Raw genomic sequence first — 19,396 nt, forward strand, 5'->3', positions numbered from 1 at the left:
AGAACGCACAAAGGACGCTCCGAATATTTAAATCTGTGCATCATGCTTCTCGAAAATCGTCATGATTTCCGGGCCGACGCGAGCGCCCAGGCAAGATAGGGCGCACCAACCAAAGCTGCGAAAAGGCCCAGCGGCAACTCATAAGGGAAGGTCGCATTGCGCGAACCAAGATCGGCAATCACCATCAAAAGCGCGCCTAGCACGGCTGATGCCACGACATGCGACTGAGCCTGATCAAAGCCCATTCGCCGCGTCATATGCGGTGCCATCAGCCCCACAAAGCTCAACGGGCCGACGAGAAGCGATGCGGCGGCACTGGCAATCGCGGCAAGCAGGATCGTCAATATTCGTGCAGACCGCACCGGCAAACCAAGTGAGACTGGAATCGTCTGCCCCAGCGGCAGGATGGTTAACCAGCGGGACGCGAGCAATGCCAGCCCAATCACTGTGAATGTCAGCACGACAAGGAAAAGCGAACTTTCCGGCGTTGCCGTTGCCGATGACCCGCTGAGCCAGGCAAGAATCTGCCACGATCGCTGATCGCCGATCGAGAGGAAGATACTCAATATGGCAGATGCGAGCGAACCGACCGAAATACCGGCCAGAAGCAAACGTGCAGATGACAGCCTTCTGCGGCTCGCAAAGCTCAACACAACCAGCATAGCAATCAGCGCACCAATGGACGCGCAAAGTAGCAATTGCGCATTATTGGGTGCGGCGAAAATTGTCAGTGCTAAAGCAAAGCCTATGCCTGCTCCGCCACTGACGCCGATTACTTCCGGGCTTGCCAGCGGGTTGCCGGTTAGTCGCTGGAGGACAGCGCCCGCCATTGCAAGCAGACTGCCTGCGGCAGCGGCTGCCAGAAGGCGCGGCCAGCGCAAAGGCAAGATATCGCGAAGATTTTCGCCTGTCAGAAGCAACCAGCCTTCCGGCGTGCGCGCAAGCGCAAGAGCGAAAAAAGCTGCGACCAGCAGAGCGATGAGCAGCAAGCAAAGTTTGGCATTGGAAGCACGTCTGAAAACCTGTGCAGGTGAGGATTGCTGCGATCCTGTCGAACGCACACGCGGAATGAGCCAGAGCAACAAAGGCCCACCGATCAGTGCAGTAACTGCGCCTGTCGGGAAAGTCTCACCCAGATTTGCGCCGAAAACTTGCACCGCCCCGTCGCAGATCCAGAGAAGAACGGCACCAGCAAAAGGTGACGCCAGCAGGATTAAACTCGGCTTTCTGACCCCGAAGCCACGGACGATTGCGGGGGCAGCCAGACCGACAAAACTGATAAGCCCGACACTGGCCGCAACGCCAGCACTCAGCACCACCGCAACAGCCACGACCGCCACACGCAGCCATGCCAGCGGAACACCCAGCGAGCGCGCACTGCTATCACCAAGGCTTGCAAGCGTCAGCGGACGGCTCAGCATGATTGCGGCAATGAGGCAGACAAGGAATTGCAAAGCAAGGGCGACCGTCGATGACCAGTCCTGCTGGCTCAGCGAACCGCCATTCCATGTCACGAGCGACATGAGATACTGGCCCTGCGATAGCGTCATCGCGGCGGAAATCGCACTGCACGTCACACCGATCAGAAGACCGGACACAACCATCGTCACTGGCTCAAGCCGACTACGCCAGCCGAGCAGAAACACGATTGCGGTCGCAACACCAGCGCCCGAAAGCGCCACCGCCCAGCGAAACTGGTCAAGCACTGTCGGGAAGAACAGCGTTGCCGTAACGATTGCCAGCTGCGCGCCCGATGATACGCCAAGCGTCGATGGATCGGCAATCGGGTTGTTGAGCAAACGCTGCAGCAAAGCACCCGCCAGCCCCAATGCTGCACCGGCAAAAATCGCAACGGAAGCACGCGGAAACAGCGCATAGGCCAGAATGACCTGCTCGGTACTCATGCTTTGCGGATTAAACGGCAGCGAAGGCCATTGTGCAAAAGGCAAAAATGCATTGGCGTTCCAGAGAAACAGTCCAAGAGCAATCATAACGCCTATTACAGCACTTGAAATCAGTCCGCCACGGGTCACAGAAATGCCTCGCCACTTGCCTGCAACGCCCGGCTCAAAAGCCGTGCAAATCGCAATCCGGCGGTCAGTCCGCCATAAGGATTGATGTTACCCACCATATAGACACGGCCGTCGCGGACAGGTTTGAGCGATTGCCAGATCACGCTGTTGCGCAGGCTGTTGCGCGATTCAACTGGAATATCCGAGATGATGATGATGCGCGCATCAGGATTTGCTGCCAGATTTTCCAACGGAACGGGAGCCGCAAATGTAAAGCGCGAGCGATCCGTCCAGGCGTTTGGCAGACCAAGCCGTTCCAGCACATCACCAAACATACTATCATTGCCGAAAGCGCGGAAATGGCGCGCATCGCCAATATTGATGAGATAGGTCGGGCGCGATGCAAAAGGCTTTAATGTCTCTTTGGTCTCGGCAATAAATTTCGCCTGAGCCTCAATAACACTTGATGCTTTGGCGCTGAGTTCAAGCTTGTCGCCCAGCGCCGTTACAGCTTGCAGCGACTTCTCATAAGGCCCCTCGCCGCGCACATAAAACGGCAATGACATGATCGGCGCTATCGATTTCATCGCCTCTTCATGCCGGGTATAAAAAGGGGAACTCAGGATCAGATCAGGCTTGAGCAGATAAAGCAGCTCGAAATTCGGCGAACCACGCAGACCGAGATCGACAACCGAAGCAGGCAATTGCGGCTCAACCGCATCTTCACGAAACCGGATCAGCTCTGTTGCCGCAATCGGCGTGACACCCAATGCCACCAGACATTCGAGCATGGCCCAATCGATTGCCGCAATACGCGGAAATGGATTGGCGCGCGCCACATTCGGCAAAGCCAAAGCCGCCAGAAGGCCAAGGGCTTTCCGGCGGCTGATTTGAGATGCAGAGACTATCGATCCGCGTTGCGGGCCTGTTACCATGTAAATGTCAGCTTGCTCATATAGGTTCTGCCATCACCATAGTTACATCCGAACGAACTGCAACTTGCGACATACTTCTTGTCCGCAATATTCTTAATATTGAGCGACGCTTTGATGTGATCCTTTTGATAGTGGATGACAGCGTCCGTAAGCGTGATTGCATCAAGATCAAAAGTGTTTGCGGTGTCGCCATAACGCTGGCCGACATAACGCACGCCGCCGCCAGCACCAAATCCTTCAAGTATGGAACCTTCCTGAAAGGTATAATTGAGCCAGAGACTTGCTGCGTGTTCCGGCACGTTGGCAGGACGATTACCGTTATCCTTAACGCCTGAAATTTCTGCATTCATGTAAGTATAGGCTGCGCGCAGATCGAGACCCTGTGCGAGACTTGTGACGCCTTCAAGCTCTAATCCCTTAACCCGAACTTCACCGATCTGTTCTGTTGTCGTGCCTCCCTCCGGCAAAGCAACAGAGTTCGGAACATTCTGCTGGCGCAGATCATAAACCGCTGCCGCAAAGTAACCATCCCAGCCATTTGGCTGATATTTTACGCCTGCTTCCCACTGCTTGCCGGTCGTTGGCTGCAATACACCTGCGGTTGCCGAAACTGCTACAGGTTCAAACGAAGTCGAATAGCTGACATAAGGCGCGATACCATTGTCAAATACATAACCAAGGCCCGCACGGCCTGTTAGTTTCTCATCATCCTGATCAAGCGGGCGAGGTATATTGGTATTGCGATTGGTTGAAGTGCCGCGGGTCGACGCCCAATCCTGACGCAGAGCAAAAGTCGCGCGCCAGTTTTCATAGGCCAGCTCGTCCTGCGCATAGATACCGACCTGCGTCATGCGGGAATCGACAAGCGTGTTAACGGTCGGTTTCGCAGTCAGGTACTTGATCGGCCCACCATAGACAGGGTTGTAGGCATCAAGTGTAGTCGCACTCCAGAACTGCGTTCCGGCACTGTTGTCGAAATAGCGATAGTCGACACCGACAAGAAACTTGTGCTCGACCGGACCTGTATCGAACTCGGCGACCAGATTATTATCAATATTGAACGTGTTCAGGCGTTCGTTCTGGACTGTGGCCGTGCGGTTGATCGTGCGGCCGTCCTTTGCGAGACCGGTCGATGCCATGCCAAGCGCCGTATAATCCCAGCGTTGATTAGTGTAACGCGCGTTCTGCCGGAAAGTCCATGTTTCGTTGATGCGATGTTCAAGCTCATAACCGAGATTGACGACATTGCGGCTTGAATCGTCATAGCTTGGATCGCCGACATAGAAGTCGCGTGGCAGGCTGTAATCGGTCGCGTTCAATGTGAGCTGTGCAGGCAAGCCCGAAGGTGAGCTTGGATTGTCGTGCTGGAAGCTGGTCAGAATGGTGAGCTTGGTATCTTCATCTGGTTTCCATGTGAAAGCGGGCGCGATGAAATAGCGATCATTATCGAGATAGTCCGTCTGCGTGCCAGCTTTGCGCACCATACCCGTCAGGCGATAGGCAAACTGATCACTTTCCGCGACAGGGCCGCCAAAATCGAAATAGGTTCCATAGGTATCATAGCTACCAGCCTGAACGCCAATCTCGCCGAATTTCTCAAACGTCGGTCGCTTGCTGATCATATTGATCAGGCCACCGGGATTGCCCTGACCGAACATCACTGAGGCAGGTCCGCGCACCACTTCGATACGCTCAAGCATATAAGGATCAACCGCAGAGGCACCAGCGGTTCGCATCAAGCGAAGGCCGTTGAGAAACTGGACCTGACGGCCATCAAAACCACGGATCAGCGGTGAATCAAAGCGCGGGTCAGAACCATAGGGTTCGGAAACCACGCCTGGCGTATAGCCAAGCGCCTGTCCAAGGCTCTGCGCTCCCTGCGCCGCCATTTCATTCGCTGTCACGACAGAGATTGACTGTGGAGTTTCAACGAGTGGCGTTCCAGTCTTGGTCGCGCTGATGCTGGTTTTAGCGACGTAGCCCTTAATCGGTGCTGTGGGATCTTCCGAACCGCCATTCACGACAATCGGTGCGAGCACAGTGGTGCTCGCTGCTTCCTGCGCATTGACTGCAACGATTGTGGCCAACGTCGCGCCGGAAAGAATAACAACCGATAATGTGCGGCGATTTCGGGCCAGGATTTTCACTTTGATCCCCTCAAGGTTTAAACTGGACCCCATTAATCATCTTTTCTTAATCTATCCAATAATTCAAGGGCGTATTTTTCATAAGTTTCCTTTATAATAATCAAAATCGCCATAGTCTTGGATTATCCAAAGAGCCAATTATGCCAGAACATCGCAGCAAACTTCTCTCATCCAAATCCTTTGAACTTCGCCATTTGCGTTATTTCTGTGCGCTTGTAGAGGAGAAAAACTTCGAACGGGCGGCTGCAAAACTTGGCATCGCCCAACCGGGCTTGAGCCAACAGATCATGGCGCTGGAAACAATTCTCGGTGCGCCACTTCTTGATCGCTCGCGCCGCGCTGTTCAGCTCACACAATCGGGCGAAGTGCTTTACCGTGAGGCTGTTAAAATCCTGATGCAGGTCGATGCGACCATGATTGCGGTTAACCGTGCCGGGCGTTGTGAAATTGGTCAGATCTCCATTGGCTATGTCGCGTCAGCCGCCTATTCAGGCATTGTTTTCGAGACCATTCGCAAATTTAAAGAGGAGTATCCTGACGTCTCCGTCAATCTGGTGGAGATGGAACTGCGGATGCAGTTAACACGCATTTCCGAAGGGCTTCTCGATATGGGCTTCGTGCGCTGGCCCGCGCCACTTCTGCCGGGCCTCACAAGCCTCGTGGTGAGAAAAGAGCCCCTTATTGCAGTTCTCAGCGAAACGCATCCGCTGGCGCATCAGGCTACTATTCAGCTTCAATCGCTCAAGGATGAAATCTTCATTACCCCGCGTCAGCCTGCCGATATTGGGTTTCATGGCACAACGATTGAAGCGTGCCACAGCGCTGGATTTGACCCCAACATTAGTGCACAAGCACTTGATTTTACCGAAATTGCCAGTCGCGTGTCGATAAGTATGGGCGTCGCTCTGGCCCCCAAATCCTTAAATGCAGTAGGTTTGCCCGGCATTCGATATATCGATGTAACAGGAGTTCCAACCACATCAGACGTGGCCCTCGCATTTCGCAAAAACGAGGCGTCTCAATCAGTTAAAAGATTTATAGCAATGTGTAGACAGATAGAATTATGAGCAGAAAGCAAATGGAACCATTATCTTGCTTCGTAGAATGCTATTTCTGACTGGCTTCATATCTCTCGTGCCCAAATCAAAAGCAGTAATGTCAATAGACTCTACACTTCATCGGTATGACAGCGCTCAAGAATCTTAAGTGCAGTGCGCATATGTGGCTTATCAATCATTTGGCCATCGATGCGAATAACGCCCGCGTCGGGATTTTCTTGAAACGCACTTACGACTTTATTTGCCCAAATCACTTCCTCAACTTTGGACGAAAAAGCATCATTCACAACAGCAATGTGATTTGGATGAATAATCGCCTTGCCGGCGAAACCATCGCGACGGGCTTGAACAGCTTCGGTCTCTATACGCTGGATATCTTCAATATCAGTACAGACTGCATCTATTGCATCGACCCCAGCCGCAGCAGCACCTGCCAGACATAGATTTCGAGCCATCAAAAATGGCGCCGAATAGCTTGTCCCACTTCGGTTTTCGATTGCCCCCAATGACGCCGCAAGGTCTTCTGCTCCCCACATCATCCCGCAAAGACGATCACTTGAACCCGTGAATGATGCCATCTGAAATAGCACCTGAGCGGTTTCCGTAACGATTGCAATTATTTTGGTTATTCCCAAACTCAGATTGTATGAGACTTCAAAAGCATCCAACCAATTCGATAGCAAGGTAACATCGCGCCCGCAGCCTGCCTTTGGTAATATGATACCGTCCGGTCGAAATGGCATAGCAGCAGCGAGATCATAAATACTCTGATTTGTATCGAGAGCGTTGATCCGTACAAAAAATTTCTGTTTGCCACGCGGGGCTTGCAACATAGTTGCGAGACTCAATCTGGCACTTTCCTTAGCAGTATGGGCAACAGAATCCTCAAGATCCAGAATAAGAGTATCGGCCGCACTATGTCGTGCTTTTTCAAATTTCCGCAAACTATCGGCTGGAACAAAAAGATAAGAACGCATCAGGCAACCTGTCGTCTTTGCATCATTGCCATACGTCGGCAGATCGCGACAATATCACCGTGTTGATTGACGCAAGTATGCTCGAACTCGACCAGTCCGGCATCCGCACGAGATTTACTTTCACGGAGAGAAACAATCTTTGTTCGACTGCGCAATGTATCCCCATGGAATACAGGCTTCGGAAATCGCACATCCGACATACCAAGATTACCTATGGTAGTACCCAATGTGGTATCTTGAACACTCATACCTACCATTATTGCCAATGTATAAAGACTATTGAACAGAGGCTTACCCCACTCTGTTTGCGCTGCGAAATGCGCATCAATATGTAATGGCTGGGGGTTTAAAGTCATCAGACTAAAACTGATATTGTCCGCTTCAGTGACGGTCCGGCTTAATTCATGCCTGAATTCTCGACCGATCACGAAGTCCTCATAATATAAACCCGCCATTCAGCGCTCCTCTCTCGGCAGCCTAATCTTTATTACATTCAGTTGGTTTGCAGTTCTGAGCCCGGTAGCGCTGCAAGCAACCGCCGTGTGTAATCATGTCGTGGTGATTGAAAGACCTGCTTCGCAGTTCCCGTTTCGACGACCTGCCCTTTGCTCATAACAGCAATGTAGTTGCAGATATTCGAAGCAACCCTCAGGTCGTGCGTTATGAAAAACATCGAAAAGCCCAACTCTCGCTGCAAAGACTGCAAGAGTTCCAGCACCTGCGCCTGAACCGTAACATCAAGTGCTGATACGGCTTCATCGGCCACAATAACGTCCGGCTCCAATGCAAGGGCGCGAGCAATGCAAATACGTTGTCGTTGGCCACCGGAAAACTCATGGGGAAAGCGTTCCATGGCTGAAGGCAACAATCCGACATGCTCTAAAAGATCGCGAGCACGATGAACTGCGTCACCCTTCGACTTACCGTGGCGAACAGGACCTTCGGTTAAGGACTGTCCGATCGTTCGGCGCGGATTAAGCGAGCTATAGGGATCTTGGAAGATCATCTGGATACGATGACGTACTCTTGTCAGGGTCGCCGTATCGATTGCCAGCATATCCCTCCCTTTGAAGAATATACTGCCACTATCGGGTTGTTCAAAACCCAGGACAGCTTTCGCAAAAGTGCTCTTCCCCGAGCCTGATTCACCAACGATGCCGAGTGTTTCCCCTCGAGAAACAGATAAACTTACACCATCCAGTGCAGTCACTTCCTGCTTTTTGCGAAGCCAGCCCTTTTGGCGATAAGTCAATCGCAAGTCACTAGCCTGTAGTACGACCGATGAGTTAGCATCACTAGGAGGCAAATACTGAAAACGAGGCACAGCGGCGATTAACTCACGCGTATAGGGATGTTGTGGATTGCCTATGATTTGATCCGGCAAACCACTTTCGACAGTTTTCCCCTGCTTCATAACTGTGACATGATCGGCGACATCTGCAACCACACCAAAATCATGAGTAATCATGAGAATTCCACTGTCATGCTTTTGCAGCAACTCGCGGAATAATAACAAAATCTGCGCCTGCGTTGTAACGTCAAGCGCTGTAGTGGGTTCATCCGCAATAATTAATGCAGGCTCCATAGCGAGCGCCATGGCGATGGTCACCCGCTGACGTTGCCCACCGGAAATCTGATGCGGATAGCGTTTATACATTTCTTCCGGATCAGGCAGATGGACGTCCGCCATTAGCTCTATCACTCTCTTGCGAATATCTACCGAACTCATGGAAGGTCGGTGAAGCTGCAAGACTTCGGCAATCTGATCTCCGAGGCGCATCACCGGGTTAAGTGCAGTCAACGGCTCCTGAAAAATCATAGCCATTCGATTGCCACGTAAGCTGTTCATTCGGCTGACACTCGCATTGGTGATGTCTTCACCATCAAGCCGCACGCTTCCTTGAACCACACGCAACGCATCAGGCAAAAGCCCCATAACGACAGACGCTGTAACCGATTTTCCCGATCCCGATTCCCCTACAACGCAAGTAATTTCCCTGCGCTTCACCGTTAAAGACACATTATCCACGGCATAGGCACGATCGAGTCCACCAGGAAGTGCAACGCTTAGGTTCTCAACCTCTAGTATGGCACTATTGCTACCCGCTTTGAGCGTCATGACTGAATCCTTGTCGTACGTGCCAATCTTGGGTCAAGGCGATCCCGCAGGCTGTCACCAAGTAAATTGACAGACATAACGGTGATAGCCAGCATGAGACCCGGAGCAATAATCGTCCACGGCGCGCGTAAAAAAACCGTTCGACCATCGGCAACAATATTACCCCATGTTGGTGTACCTTGCGGAAAACCAACGCCCAAAAACCCAAGTATAGCTTCGGACAAAATGGCAGACGCAAAGATATAGGTGGTCTGCACGATCAAGGGTGCTACACAACTTGGTAGTATATGGCGTATAAGAACGAGAGGTGTGCGTATCGACATACCAACAGCGGCCTTGACATACGGCTCCTCTCTGACGCTCAGTACGACGCTTCGCACCAAACGAACAACACGCGGAATTTCACTAAATGCTAGTGCGCCGACAATAGTTAGAAGACTTGGACCTAGCAATGATACAACAGCGACTGCAAACAGAATGTTCGGAATAGCCATTATTGCGTCCATCAAACGCATAATCAGTCCGTCGATCCGTCGGAAATATCCAGTAACAAGCCCAATAACGGTCCCTAGAAGACCACCAGAAAAAGCTGTCAGCAACCCCACCAATAATGATAGCTTTGCACCATAGAGAGACAATGCAAATACATCTCTCCCCATCGCATCTGTTCCAAACCACGCGATTTCTGAAGGTGGTTTCAATCGCATACGCGGACGCACCATTGTTAAATCCGCCGGGATGAACCAATGGGCTGCAAGAGAGGCTAAAATTATAATTGCAAGTATCAAGCAACAGGCTATCGGCAGCATATTATTAGCTACGAAATTACGCCATTGTAACTTGGGCGAATGTAAAGAGATCGTCTCAGAAGCCACTGACCTACCCTCAATACTGAATTCTTGGATCAACAACGATGTAAGCTATGTCAATTAGTAAATTTACTACAACATAGATCAATGCAAAGAAAAGCATGAGTCCCTGAACAACGGGATAGTCGCGTGCGAGTATTGCATCAATTGTAAGGCGTCCAATACCCGGAATATTGAAAACACTTTCCGTCACAACAACACCCGAAATTAACATGGCAATACCTAAGCCAATCACAGTGATGATCGGGATTGCAGCATTCGGCAGCGCATGCCGCCAAAGCATTCGAAATGCTGGATTGCCTTTTGCTTTTGCGGTGCGGACAAAGTCCTGATTGAGAACATCCAGCAGGCTTGATCGCGTAACGCGAGCAATAAGTGCTATAAAAACAAGAGCGAGCGTTAGCGAAGGCAGGATCAAGTGCCTTATAGCCCCACCTAAATCAACCAGGGGGCTAACATAGCCCTGCACGGGCAAAAGCCCGGATTTGACGGAAAAAAACAGCATTAAAAGATACGCAACAACGAATGCTGGTATTGAAAAGCCAAGCACAGAAAGAGTCATTACAGCGCGGTCCACCCATGTGTTATGCCGCCACGCAGCAAGTGCTCCCAACGGCACTGCAACAACTACAGTGAGAACGATGGCAGACAACGCCAGTATAAGAGTGGGTGCCAACCTATCTGCAATCAATGTTGTAACTGGCATACGAGACAGGATTGATTGCCCGAAATCACCTTGCAAAATGCCAGCAATCCACGTCAGAAACTGAATAGCTAAAGGTTGATCCAGCCCCATTTGCGAGCGCAAAGCTGCAACCGCTTCAGGTGTCGCCGTATCTCCGGCCATGATTGTGGCCGGATCACCAGGACTTAAACGAAGCAATAAGAAGACGATCAATGCTACGAACAACATAACTGGTATAGCAGAGACCGTACGAAGAATAAGTAGCCTTAGCATTAGCTTTTGCCCACTCCCCAGAGAATGGCGACAGGAGAGCTCACGTAATTTGCAAATTCAGGCCGGATTGCCGTGTACTGGTCATATGTTCCAAGCGGGATATAGAACACCTGCTCATAGGCGCGTTTCTGCATTTCAGCAGCAATCTCTTTTTGTTTTTCCGGATCGGATTCCTGCTGATAGCGCGTTTTAAGCGTTTCCGTCTCGGGATCCACGATAAACCCAGTGTAGCCATCCTTACCCCGGGCATCGAAATTCATATTGCCTAATGGAGATATCAGATCAATACCATCAAAGACGGCGTGAGCGAGGTTCCAACCGCCGTCACTGACAGGCCCTGAATTGGCACGCCGGGTTAGAAAAGCGCTCCATTCCATGGTTTGGATCTCACTTTGAATACCAATCGAGCTCAACAACTGTTGGGTCATCGGCGCAAGAGCTGAAAACGAGGCAAGATCGCCGGGTGTGATAATGACAACCTTCTCGCCGTTATAACTCGACTCCTCAACGAGCTTCTTCGCACGTTCGATGTCCGGTATACCACTATCAATGAACCCCGCATCGGTTTCCAGTGGGGTATTACACCCAAAAAGAGCTGGACATATTCTATAGGCGTCAGGGTCACCCACCACAACATCCAGATAGTCTTGCTGTGTTGCTACTGCTTGCACGGCCTGTCGTAATTTGATGTCATTAAAGGGAGGTTGCGCCCAATTAAAACGAATAGTTGAGATCGTTGGACTGCCCTTTGGCTGAAGCAAAATATCGCTTCCCGTAAAATTGATACGATGATCCGGATTAATGGATTCCATAATATCAAGTTCACCACTCTGAAGAGCACTCATTGCCGTGTCTGGGCTTGGAAACCAGATCGCTTCGATCCGGTCAACATTGGGCACCTTTCCACCTGCAAGACCATCAGCGGGTTCGGTACGCGGAACATATTTCTCGTTTTTAACATAAGTCCAGCCGACACCGGGACGAAACTCTTCCTGCACAAAACGAAATGGCCCAGAGCCCACTACTTCTTCCAGCACAGTCGTTGGGGGAAGATCAGCAATGCGCTTGGGCATAATGAAAAGAGGTATTGACGACGGGCGAGCAAAGGCTTCAAGCATGATACCAAATGGTTCTTTGAGAACTATGCGAAAGCTTTTATCGTCCGTCGCTGTGATCTCTTTTGTTGCCGCCTGCAAGCGGACACCAATTACATCTTTTTGCCACCAGCGTTTAATAGAAGCGATTACATCTGCTGATGTTACCTTCGCGCCATCATGAAACTCCAGTCCATCTCTCAATGTAAAGTCCCAAGTCAAACCGTCATCTGATATCGTCCAATGATCAACCATTTGGGGCTGAGGCGTATATTTGGAATCCATGCTGAACAGATTATCGTAGACTAGGAATGCATGGTTACGCGTGACATATGCGCTCGTAGTAACAGGATCAAGAACCCGCAGGGCCGCGTGTGGCGCAAAACGTAGGACACTCTGGGATGCTGCCAAAACCGGACGAGTGGCCGCGAATAGAATAGCGCCTCCAGCAAAAAAAAGTGCCTCACGACGATTCAATTTCATATCACCTTCTCCTCTGAAGATCGTTTTTTATTTTTATCTATCGTTTCTTTATCAGTAGACTTTGCCCCGCCGGGGATCGGGCCAGAAAGAGGTATTGGCTCTGGCGGGTCCACCACCTGCTGCCATTGGCACCCCATCAGCGCGCCAGCAAGACGCCCCAATCATGGTTCCATTGGATAGGAATTGGATTGCCCCCATTCCACCAGCGACGTGAGCGACCGGCAGGACGCGATGCCCTCTCGCAGATAATCCCTCGCGCACTTCATTCGAAAAGCCGTTTTCAACTTCGACTTCCTGACCCCATGTGAAAACACGGGGCGCTTCTACGGCCTCCTGCAACGACATGCCATGATCGATCAGATTTATGACAGCCTGCATTGCGGAAGCAGGAATACGATGAGCACCGGGCAAGCCCAACGCGAATTCAAGCTTTCCATCTTTTTTGCCGATTAAAGCTGTTATCCCGCTGGTAATGCGTTTACCCGGAGCAAGGGAAAGTGCTTTCCCCGGATGAGGGTCGAACAAATACATATAATTATTAGGAATAATCCCGGTGCCGGGGATGACCACGCGCGCACCAAACAGACTGTTAATGGTCTGTGTTGATGTTACTACATTTCCCTCTCCATCAGCAATTGTAACATGCGTTGTATTTGCTGACTCAATAGTGAGAATTTTCGCTTTTTGCGCACGCGCATGGTCTGGATCGAAGTCATCTGCCCGCTCCCGAGCATATTCCTTGGACGTCAGTCGTTCCAAAGGCACATCCACGAACGCTGGATCTGCGGTCACTGCTAGACGATCAGCTGCAGCAATCTTCATTGCCTCGATCAGTCGATGCAAGGTTTCAGACGTCCCAAATCCACCTTCGGAAACATCGTTAGATTCCAGAAGATTAAGAACCTGAACAGTCTGCACACCACCCGAACACGGCGGCGGCGGACCGAAAATATCAAAACCACGGTAAGTTCCATGAACAGCTTCACGACGAACGACCGCGTACTGTGCTATATCCCTCTCAGTGACCCAGGTTCCAGAGGCCGACAAAAATTGACGCATATGTTCGGCGAGTTCACCCTGAAACAATGCATCTGGCCCGTCGGTTGCGATGGCCCGAAGCGTACGTGCGTAATCCTTCTGAATGAGGCGTTCGCCTGCTTTCAGCGGGACACCATTAGGAAGGAAAATCGCAGCGATTGCGCTATCAAGTGCAAGATCTGGCGCAATTTCTTCTATGCAGGTTGCAAGATAAGGTGAGAGGATAAAGCCCTCTTCAGCGTAACGAATGGCTGGGCCTATAAGCTGTGTAAGTGGCAACCTACCGAAATTGGAAGCCATCTCACACCATGCCTTAAGGTTGCCAGGCACAGCAATTGCTTTCGGGCCAACGCGGTTCTGGCGACCTTTTGTCTCCATATAATCCGGCCAGCTGTCAGAGATGGGTACATAACTATCAGCTCGGGTTTGAGCCGGAGCAGTAGCGAGGCCGTCGAAAACATCTATCGCGCCATCCGCGTGATGAACCACAGCGGCCCCACCACCAAATATGCCAACCATCATTGGTTCAACCACGGTCAACGTAAATAGCGAGGATACAGTAGCATCAAAAGCGTTACCGCCCGCGGCGAGCATTTCCATTGCCGCAGCCGAGGCCAAAGGATGGTTGGTAACCGCCACCCCTATGGTACCGGAGACTGAACCCTTTTCACATTTAAAAATTGATCCCGCCCGCTTTGTCCAGTCTGCCAACGTAATGCCTTCCAACTTCGCGAAAATGAGCGATAACGCCTTGTGATAAGCCGATTTTCAACCAATTTCGCCGTGATCCCGTTTATGGTTGTGACGTAATCATAGCTTCGTCATAGCAGCATTAAATGCCAGCCGACCCTTCATCACAATACGTTGCCAGAGCGAATTTCATAACTAATACTTATCAGTTGAGAGGGTTAATCTCATCAATCATTCGCACGCGACTGAAAGTAGCGACGCGCAACGGAAACAAAAGTTCGCACGATTGGAGAATGATCGCTACGTCGGAATGCAACAGCAAGTTCGGCACGTGTGCCAACATCTTTTATTGGTCTATAAACAACAGACGGCAGCTGAACACACTGAATTGACTGCGGCACCACTGCAACACCAAGTCCCACCGAAACCATACTGGCAATAGTTGTGAAATCTCGCCCTTTGAGCCCAAACTCTGGCTCAAATCCAGCAGCCTGACAAGCCAAAGTTGTGTAGTAATTGAAGCTGACTTGTGATGGGTGGTCCGGAATAATGAACTTTTCGGTTTTCAGATCATTGAGAGCGACTTCAGTCCGCTCTGCAAGCAAATGATCGGCTGGCAAAGCAATCATTAAGTCTTCATGCAAGATAGGAATGGATGCAATACTTGTCGGCAAAGGAGCAGGCGGACGAATAAACCCCACATCCATGCGCCCGTCTCCGATCGCATCAACTTGACGCAACATCTCCAATTCAGAGATTTCCAGCTCGACAGAAGGATGTGTTTTGCGGAACTCTCCAATCACACGTGTTAGCATGCCAGTGTAGGCCGCCGAGCCAACATACCCAACAACTAGCCGTCCAACCTCACCGCGAGCAGCACGCTTTGCTGTCTGGGTCGCAACCTCAAACTGGGCAAGAATTTTTCTGGTATCATCAAAAAATAATTCACCCGCGAGCGTAAATCGTAATTTTCGGCGTGACCTGTCAAAAAGTCGAACTTCAAGCAGCTCCTCAAGAATCTTGATTTGCTGGCTTAATCCCGGCTGCGCGACGTTTAATCGATCGGCGGCACGAGCAAAGCTCATCTCTTCCGCAATAGCTAAGAAGTAGCGCAAATGCCGTAATTCTATATTACCTGCGCCTCTGCGTCGTACATTATCCACGTGCTGCTCGCTGTCATTATTACAAACAGTTTGCAGTTTAAGCGAGCGCTGGTTCATTGCAATACTACATCATAACTCAAGCAACGGTCATATGACCTGATACTCCGATTACACCGTCGGCTGAAAGGGCTTCAATTTCGGTATCAGAGTAGCCAATTTCACTTAAAACCGAATGTGTATGTTGGCCCAAAATGGGTGCCGGAGACGAATGTTGTGGTTGTGTGCGGCTCCAAGTCGAGGGCACACGCATTGTTTTAACCGCACCTTCCACTGGATGCTCCTGATGTTCGAAGAAGCCAATTGCTTTGAGATGCGGATCATCCATGATAGTCGAAAGAGAATGAAGCGGCGTGTTCGGAATATCCGCTGTATTCAACAATTCATGCCATTGGGCCGTTGAGCGCAGTGGAAAAATCCGACGCAACAAATGATTGATCTCGTCGACATGCTTCTGCCGACCAGAGAAGCTCTCAAAGCGTGGGTCGATAAAAGCTTCCTCGTTTTGCACCAAAACCTTGAACCGTTGCCAATGCTGATCAGTATATAGTACGACACCTATATACCCGTCGGAGGTTGGGAATGGCTTTCTGCTGCTCGATAGTAAGCGCTGATATCCACCTTGATCCAGAGGTGGATCAAAAGAAAGCCCGCCCATATGATCACCAAGCACAAAGCTCACCATAGTCTCGAACATTGGTACGTCTATGCGCTGACCTTCACCCGTTTGATCACGATGCCTCAAGCCTGCAAGAATGGCGGTCGCCGCATGAAGACCAACAATTCGGTCTGCTATGTTAATTGGAACATATGATGGCGCATCACCTGATGCCTGCGCCAACAGCATAGGTATGCCGCTGGCAGCCTGAATAAGATCATCATAGGCTGGTCGATCTGCATAGGGCCCGTCTTGGCCAAACCCAAAAGCACCGACGTAGAGCAATCCCGGATTCTGCGCGGCGATATCTTCGTAACCAAGGCCGAGCCGTTGCATAGCCTTTGGACGAATATTGTAGAACAGCACATCACATGTTTTGGCAATCTTTAGCAGCGTATCACGTCCAAGTTTTGTTTTTAGGTCAATGGCGACACTACGCTTGCCAATGTTAGAGTGCATAAATATGCCACCCATGCTGCCGCCACGGGAAGCACCGGCACTGCGCAAAATATCGCCACCAATAGGTTCAATTTTGACAACATCAGCTCCCATATCGCTAAGAATGGTAGTAGCATAAGGCCCCATTAACACAGACGTCATGTCAAGGATACGAATTCCATCAAGAGGACGCATCTGTTTATCTCCAATTACTGGCTTATTTGGGAGGTAAGCACCGGTGGATCATAAGCTTGAATTGGCGGCAGAACGCCATCAAACCGCTCCACCTCAACAACGGTCACTTGCCCACAGCACCCCTGGGCCAACTTTGATGTACCGACATCTCGTGTTACGAGATTAGGGTTTCCGTGCCTGCATTCCCACGTGGTGGCCAAAGGATCAATCGGATCAAACCATGCACCAGTTGATAGATTAACCACACCTGGCATGACACCATCTGCAACCACAACACCAGCCAGACATGCACCCCTTTCATTGAATATCCGAATAATGTCGCCATCACGAATGTTACGTGCTTTTGCATCACTCGGGTTCATTCGGGCGGGCTCCCGCCCCCGAATTTTGGACGACTGGCTATAAGCACCGAAATCGAGTTGACTATGCAGTCGAGTGGCCGGCTGATTAGCAATTAAAGTTAACGGATATCGCTGATCGGGCACTTCATCAGGAGAAAGCCAAACGGGGTGACCTGGACAATCATCATAGTTGAAACTAGCAATTTTCTCAGAATAGAGTTCAATTTTACCGCTCACAGTTGGCAATGGTTTTGTGACGGGATTGTTTCTAAAAGCTCTGAGAAGTCCTCCGTCATCCGGAGCAGAAGGCAGAGCGATTTCGCCGCGCTCCCAAAATGTAGCAAAGTCTGGGGCGTCATAACCATATTCTTCTAATGCTCGACGGGTGGGCTCATAAAGATATTCCATCCATTGCTTGGCATTTCGCCCTTCAGTAAATAGATCAGCGCTTCCCATGAGCTGAGAAAGAGCTGAAAAAATATCGTAATCATCCCGTGCATGACCCGCGGCAGGAGCAAGCTTGCGCATTGCAATCAAGCGGGGATCAGTTGCAGCTGCTGCAATATCTTCTCGCTCCAGCGTCATTGTTGCGGGCAAAACGATGTCTGCAGAGCGCGCCATTGGCGTCCAGGCATTTTCCTGTACGATAATGGTTTCGGGCACGGCGAAAGCATGCCTTAATCTATTGAGATCCTGATGATGGTGAAAAGGATTTCCACCTGCCCAGTATATAACGCGAATTTCCGGATAAGTCATTTCGCGGCCGTTATACTGATACTTACCTCCAGGGTTGAAAAGCATGTCACAGATACGTGCGACGGGGATAAAATTTTCCACACCGTTCTTGCCCTGTGAAAGAGTTGGAATGGGCACGGCGTTTACACGCCGGCCCGTATGCCCCATTGCACCCAGCGCATAGTTATATCCCCCACCAGGCAAGCCTATTTGTCCCGTCATGGCGGCAAGGGCCAGACCGGCCCAGACCGGCTGCTCTCCAAAACGCGCGCGCTGCAAAGCGTGAGCAACAGTCACTAATGACCGCTTTTGCGACATCTCTCTCGCTAACTCAGAAATAGTCTCTAACGCAACACCCGATATATTTGCAGCCCATTGCGCCGTCTTTGGTTGTTGGTCGTCGCAACCTTCGAGATATCTCGCAAAAACATCAAAACCATTGCAGTGACTTTGCAAAAAATCTTGATCATGCAATCCATTTACCAGCATAGTATGACAGAGGCCCAACATAACGGCGACATCTGTCCCGGGCTTTATTGGATGCCAAGTAGCCCCAGCTTCAGGTGGAAAATCATCCCGCAACGGGCTGAAAAGGTGGAAGCGGCATCCACGTGCTGCGGCCTTTTCCATGGATCCACGTTCTATATGTGTTGTGATACCACCACTTGCAATATTGGAGTTTTTAAGAGCCATCCCTCCGAAAGCGAGTACGATATCCGTATGCTCCTCTACTTGTTCCCACGTTACGTTTCGCCGCGATAATTCCTCAAACGGCCCCATAACATGCGGAAGAATAACGGATGATGCGCCCGCACTATAACTATTGACCGAACGTACATAGCCGCCAATAGCCACATTCAAAAAGCGGTGAACCTGGCTTTGGACATGGTGAAATCGACCTGCACTAGACCAACCATAGGAACCACCGAAAACTTTGTCCGCACCGTACTGATCACGAACGTCAGCGAGTGTTTGGGCAACAAGCGGAAGAACCTCATCCCAATCCATCTCAACAAATGTATCACTGAGATTTCGAATTCCCGAGCGCGCGCCGCTTTCCAACCAACTTTTTCTGACTGCTGGTTTAAGAACACGGGCTTTGTGCCGCAAAACATTCGTAAGATTTCCCAGAATCGGTGAAGGCTCTGGGTCAGCGGGATGAGGAAGAATATTGAGGTGCTTACCATCCCATTTTGCTGTGAATGAGCCCCAATGCGCCGAGTGCGTCTTATGATCGGACATGTAGCGGCTTCCTCATCATGCTGAAAACTTAATCTGGCGTACGTCGAAACACTGCTATTCTGGCGCCGACAAAGACAGCCTTCCAGTATGCATTGAGCATGAATTCGATAATCATCGCTTATTGGTCGCAAGCCTCAACTTGAAAGCTAAATCCTTCACCGCTTTGCTGGGAGCTTAAATCTCACCCTAATTACTCAATAAAGAACATACTGAAATAATTGTTTATCATCGTAGCAAACAACAAACT

General features: G+C 50.5%; 14 protein-coding genes. 1 reads left to right on the top strand and 13 read right to left on the bottom strand.

What is annotated here, in order from left to right; all coding sequences use genetic code 11:
- Positions 1-59: 59 nt before the first annotated feature.
- The 3 genes from fhuB to ACOZHT_RS09190 are packed head-to-tail and all read right to left on the bottom strand — an operon-like array spanning position 60 to position 5,127.
- Positions 60-1,991: a Fe(3+)-hydroxamate ABC transporter permease FhuB gene (fhuB, locus tag ACOZHT_RS09180; protein WP_339510336.1), complete on the bottom strand. Its 1,932-nt coding sequence runs from the start codon at positions 1,989-1,991 to the stop codon at positions 60-62.
- Positions 1,992-2,029: 38 nt separating this feature from the next.
- Positions 2,030-2,947: an iron-siderophore ABC transporter substrate-binding protein gene (locus ACOZHT_RS09185; RefSeq protein WP_313829126.1), complete on the bottom strand. Its 918-nt coding sequence runs from the start codon at positions 2,945-2,947 to the stop codon at positions 2,030-2,032.
- Complete coding sequence (locus ACOZHT_RS09190) at positions 2,941-5,127, bottom strand: TonB-dependent siderophore receptor (protein WP_421565629.1); 2,187 nt, start codon at positions 5,125-5,127, stop codon at positions 2,941-2,943. Before ACOZHT_RS09190 ends, ACOZHT_RS09185 begins: the two co-directional genes overlap by 7 nt.
- Positions 5,128-5,234: 107 nt before the next feature.
- Here ACOZHT_RS09190 and ACOZHT_RS09195 point away from each other — a divergent pair, with 107 nt between their 5' ends.
- Positions 5,235-6,161 (top strand): LysR family transcriptional regulator, encoded by a 927-nt coding sequence (locus tag ACOZHT_RS09195; protein ID WP_421565630.1) that lies wholly within the window; start codon positions 5,235-5,237, stop codon positions 6,159-6,161.
- A 101-nt stretch (positions 6,162-6,262) separates the two neighbouring features.
- On the opposite strand, the gene ACOZHT_RS09200 is transcribed toward ACOZHT_RS09195, so the two are convergent.
- The 10 genes from ACOZHT_RS09200 to ACOZHT_RS09245 form a co-directional block, all read right to left on the bottom strand.
- Positions 6,263-7,129, bottom strand: coding sequence for an HpcH/HpaI aldolase/citrate lyase family protein (locus tag ACOZHT_RS09200; RefSeq protein ID WP_421565631.1), 867 nt, complete (start codon positions 7,127-7,129; stop codon positions 6,263-6,265).
- Positions 7,129-7,584 carry a MaoC family dehydratase gene (locus ACOZHT_RS09205; RefSeq protein WP_339510247.1) on the bottom strand — a complete coding sequence of 152 codons (456 nt, stop codon included), beginning with the start codon at positions 7,582-7,584 and terminating at the stop codon, positions 7,129-7,131. Before ACOZHT_RS09205 ends, ACOZHT_RS09200 begins: the two co-directional genes overlap by 1 nt.
- Positions 7,585-7,622: 38 nt before the next feature.
- The gene (locus ACOZHT_RS09210; RefSeq protein ID WP_339510248.1) at positions 7,623-9,248 is read right to left on the bottom strand and encodes an ABC transporter ATP-binding protein; all 1,626 of its coding nucleotides are present in this window, start codon (positions 9,246-9,248) and stop codon (positions 7,623-7,625) included.
- Entirely contained in the window at positions 9,245-10,123 is an 879-nt protein-coding gene (locus ACOZHT_RS09215) for an ABC transporter permease (RefSeq protein ID WP_421565632.1), read from the bottom strand. The genes ACOZHT_RS09210 and ACOZHT_RS09215 overlap by 4 nt, the downstream gene beginning before the upstream one ends.
- Positions 10,124-10,133: 10 nt before the next feature.
- Positions 10,134-11,075 (bottom strand): ABC transporter permease, encoded by a 942-nt coding sequence (locus ACOZHT_RS09220; RefSeq protein WP_339510252.1) that lies wholly within the window; start codon positions 11,073-11,075, stop codon positions 10,134-10,136.
- Positions 11,075-12,652, bottom strand: coding sequence for an ABC transporter substrate-binding protein (locus ACOZHT_RS09225; RefSeq protein WP_339510254.1), 1,578 nt, complete (start codon positions 12,650-12,652; stop codon positions 11,075-11,077). The genes ACOZHT_RS09220 and ACOZHT_RS09225 overlap by 1 nt, the downstream gene beginning before the upstream one ends.
- A gap of 51 nt (positions 12,653-12,703) precedes the next feature.
- Positions 12,704-14,401 carry a gamma-glutamyltransferase gene (gene ggt, locus ACOZHT_RS09230; RefSeq protein WP_339510256.1) on the bottom strand — a complete coding sequence of 566 codons (1,698 nt, stop codon included), beginning with the start codon at positions 14,399-14,401 and terminating at the stop codon, positions 12,704-12,706.
- Between the two features lie 206 nt (positions 14,402-14,607).
- The gene (locus tag ACOZHT_RS09235) at positions 14,608-15,600 is read right to left on the bottom strand and encodes a LysR family transcriptional regulator (RefSeq protein WP_339510258.1); all 993 of its coding nucleotides are present in this window, start codon (positions 15,598-15,600) and stop codon (positions 14,608-14,610) included.
- A gap of 19 nt (positions 15,601-15,619) precedes the next feature.
- Positions 15,620-16,831: a CoA transferase gene (locus ACOZHT_RS09240; RefSeq protein ID WP_339510260.1), complete on the bottom strand. Its 1,212-nt coding sequence runs from the start codon at positions 16,829-16,831 to the stop codon at positions 15,620-15,622.
- Between the two features lie 14 nt (positions 16,832-16,845).
- Positions 16,846-19,149, bottom strand: coding sequence for a molybdopterin-dependent oxidoreductase (locus tag ACOZHT_RS09245; protein WP_339510262.1), 2,304 nt, complete (start codon positions 19,147-19,149; stop codon positions 16,846-16,848).
- Positions 19,150-19,396 lie beyond the last annotated feature (247 nt).

This window comes from Ochrobactrum sp. EDr1-4, assembly GCF_049199085.1.
GTDB lineage: Bacteria > Pseudomonadota > Alphaproteobacteria > Rhizobiales > Rhizobiaceae > Brucella.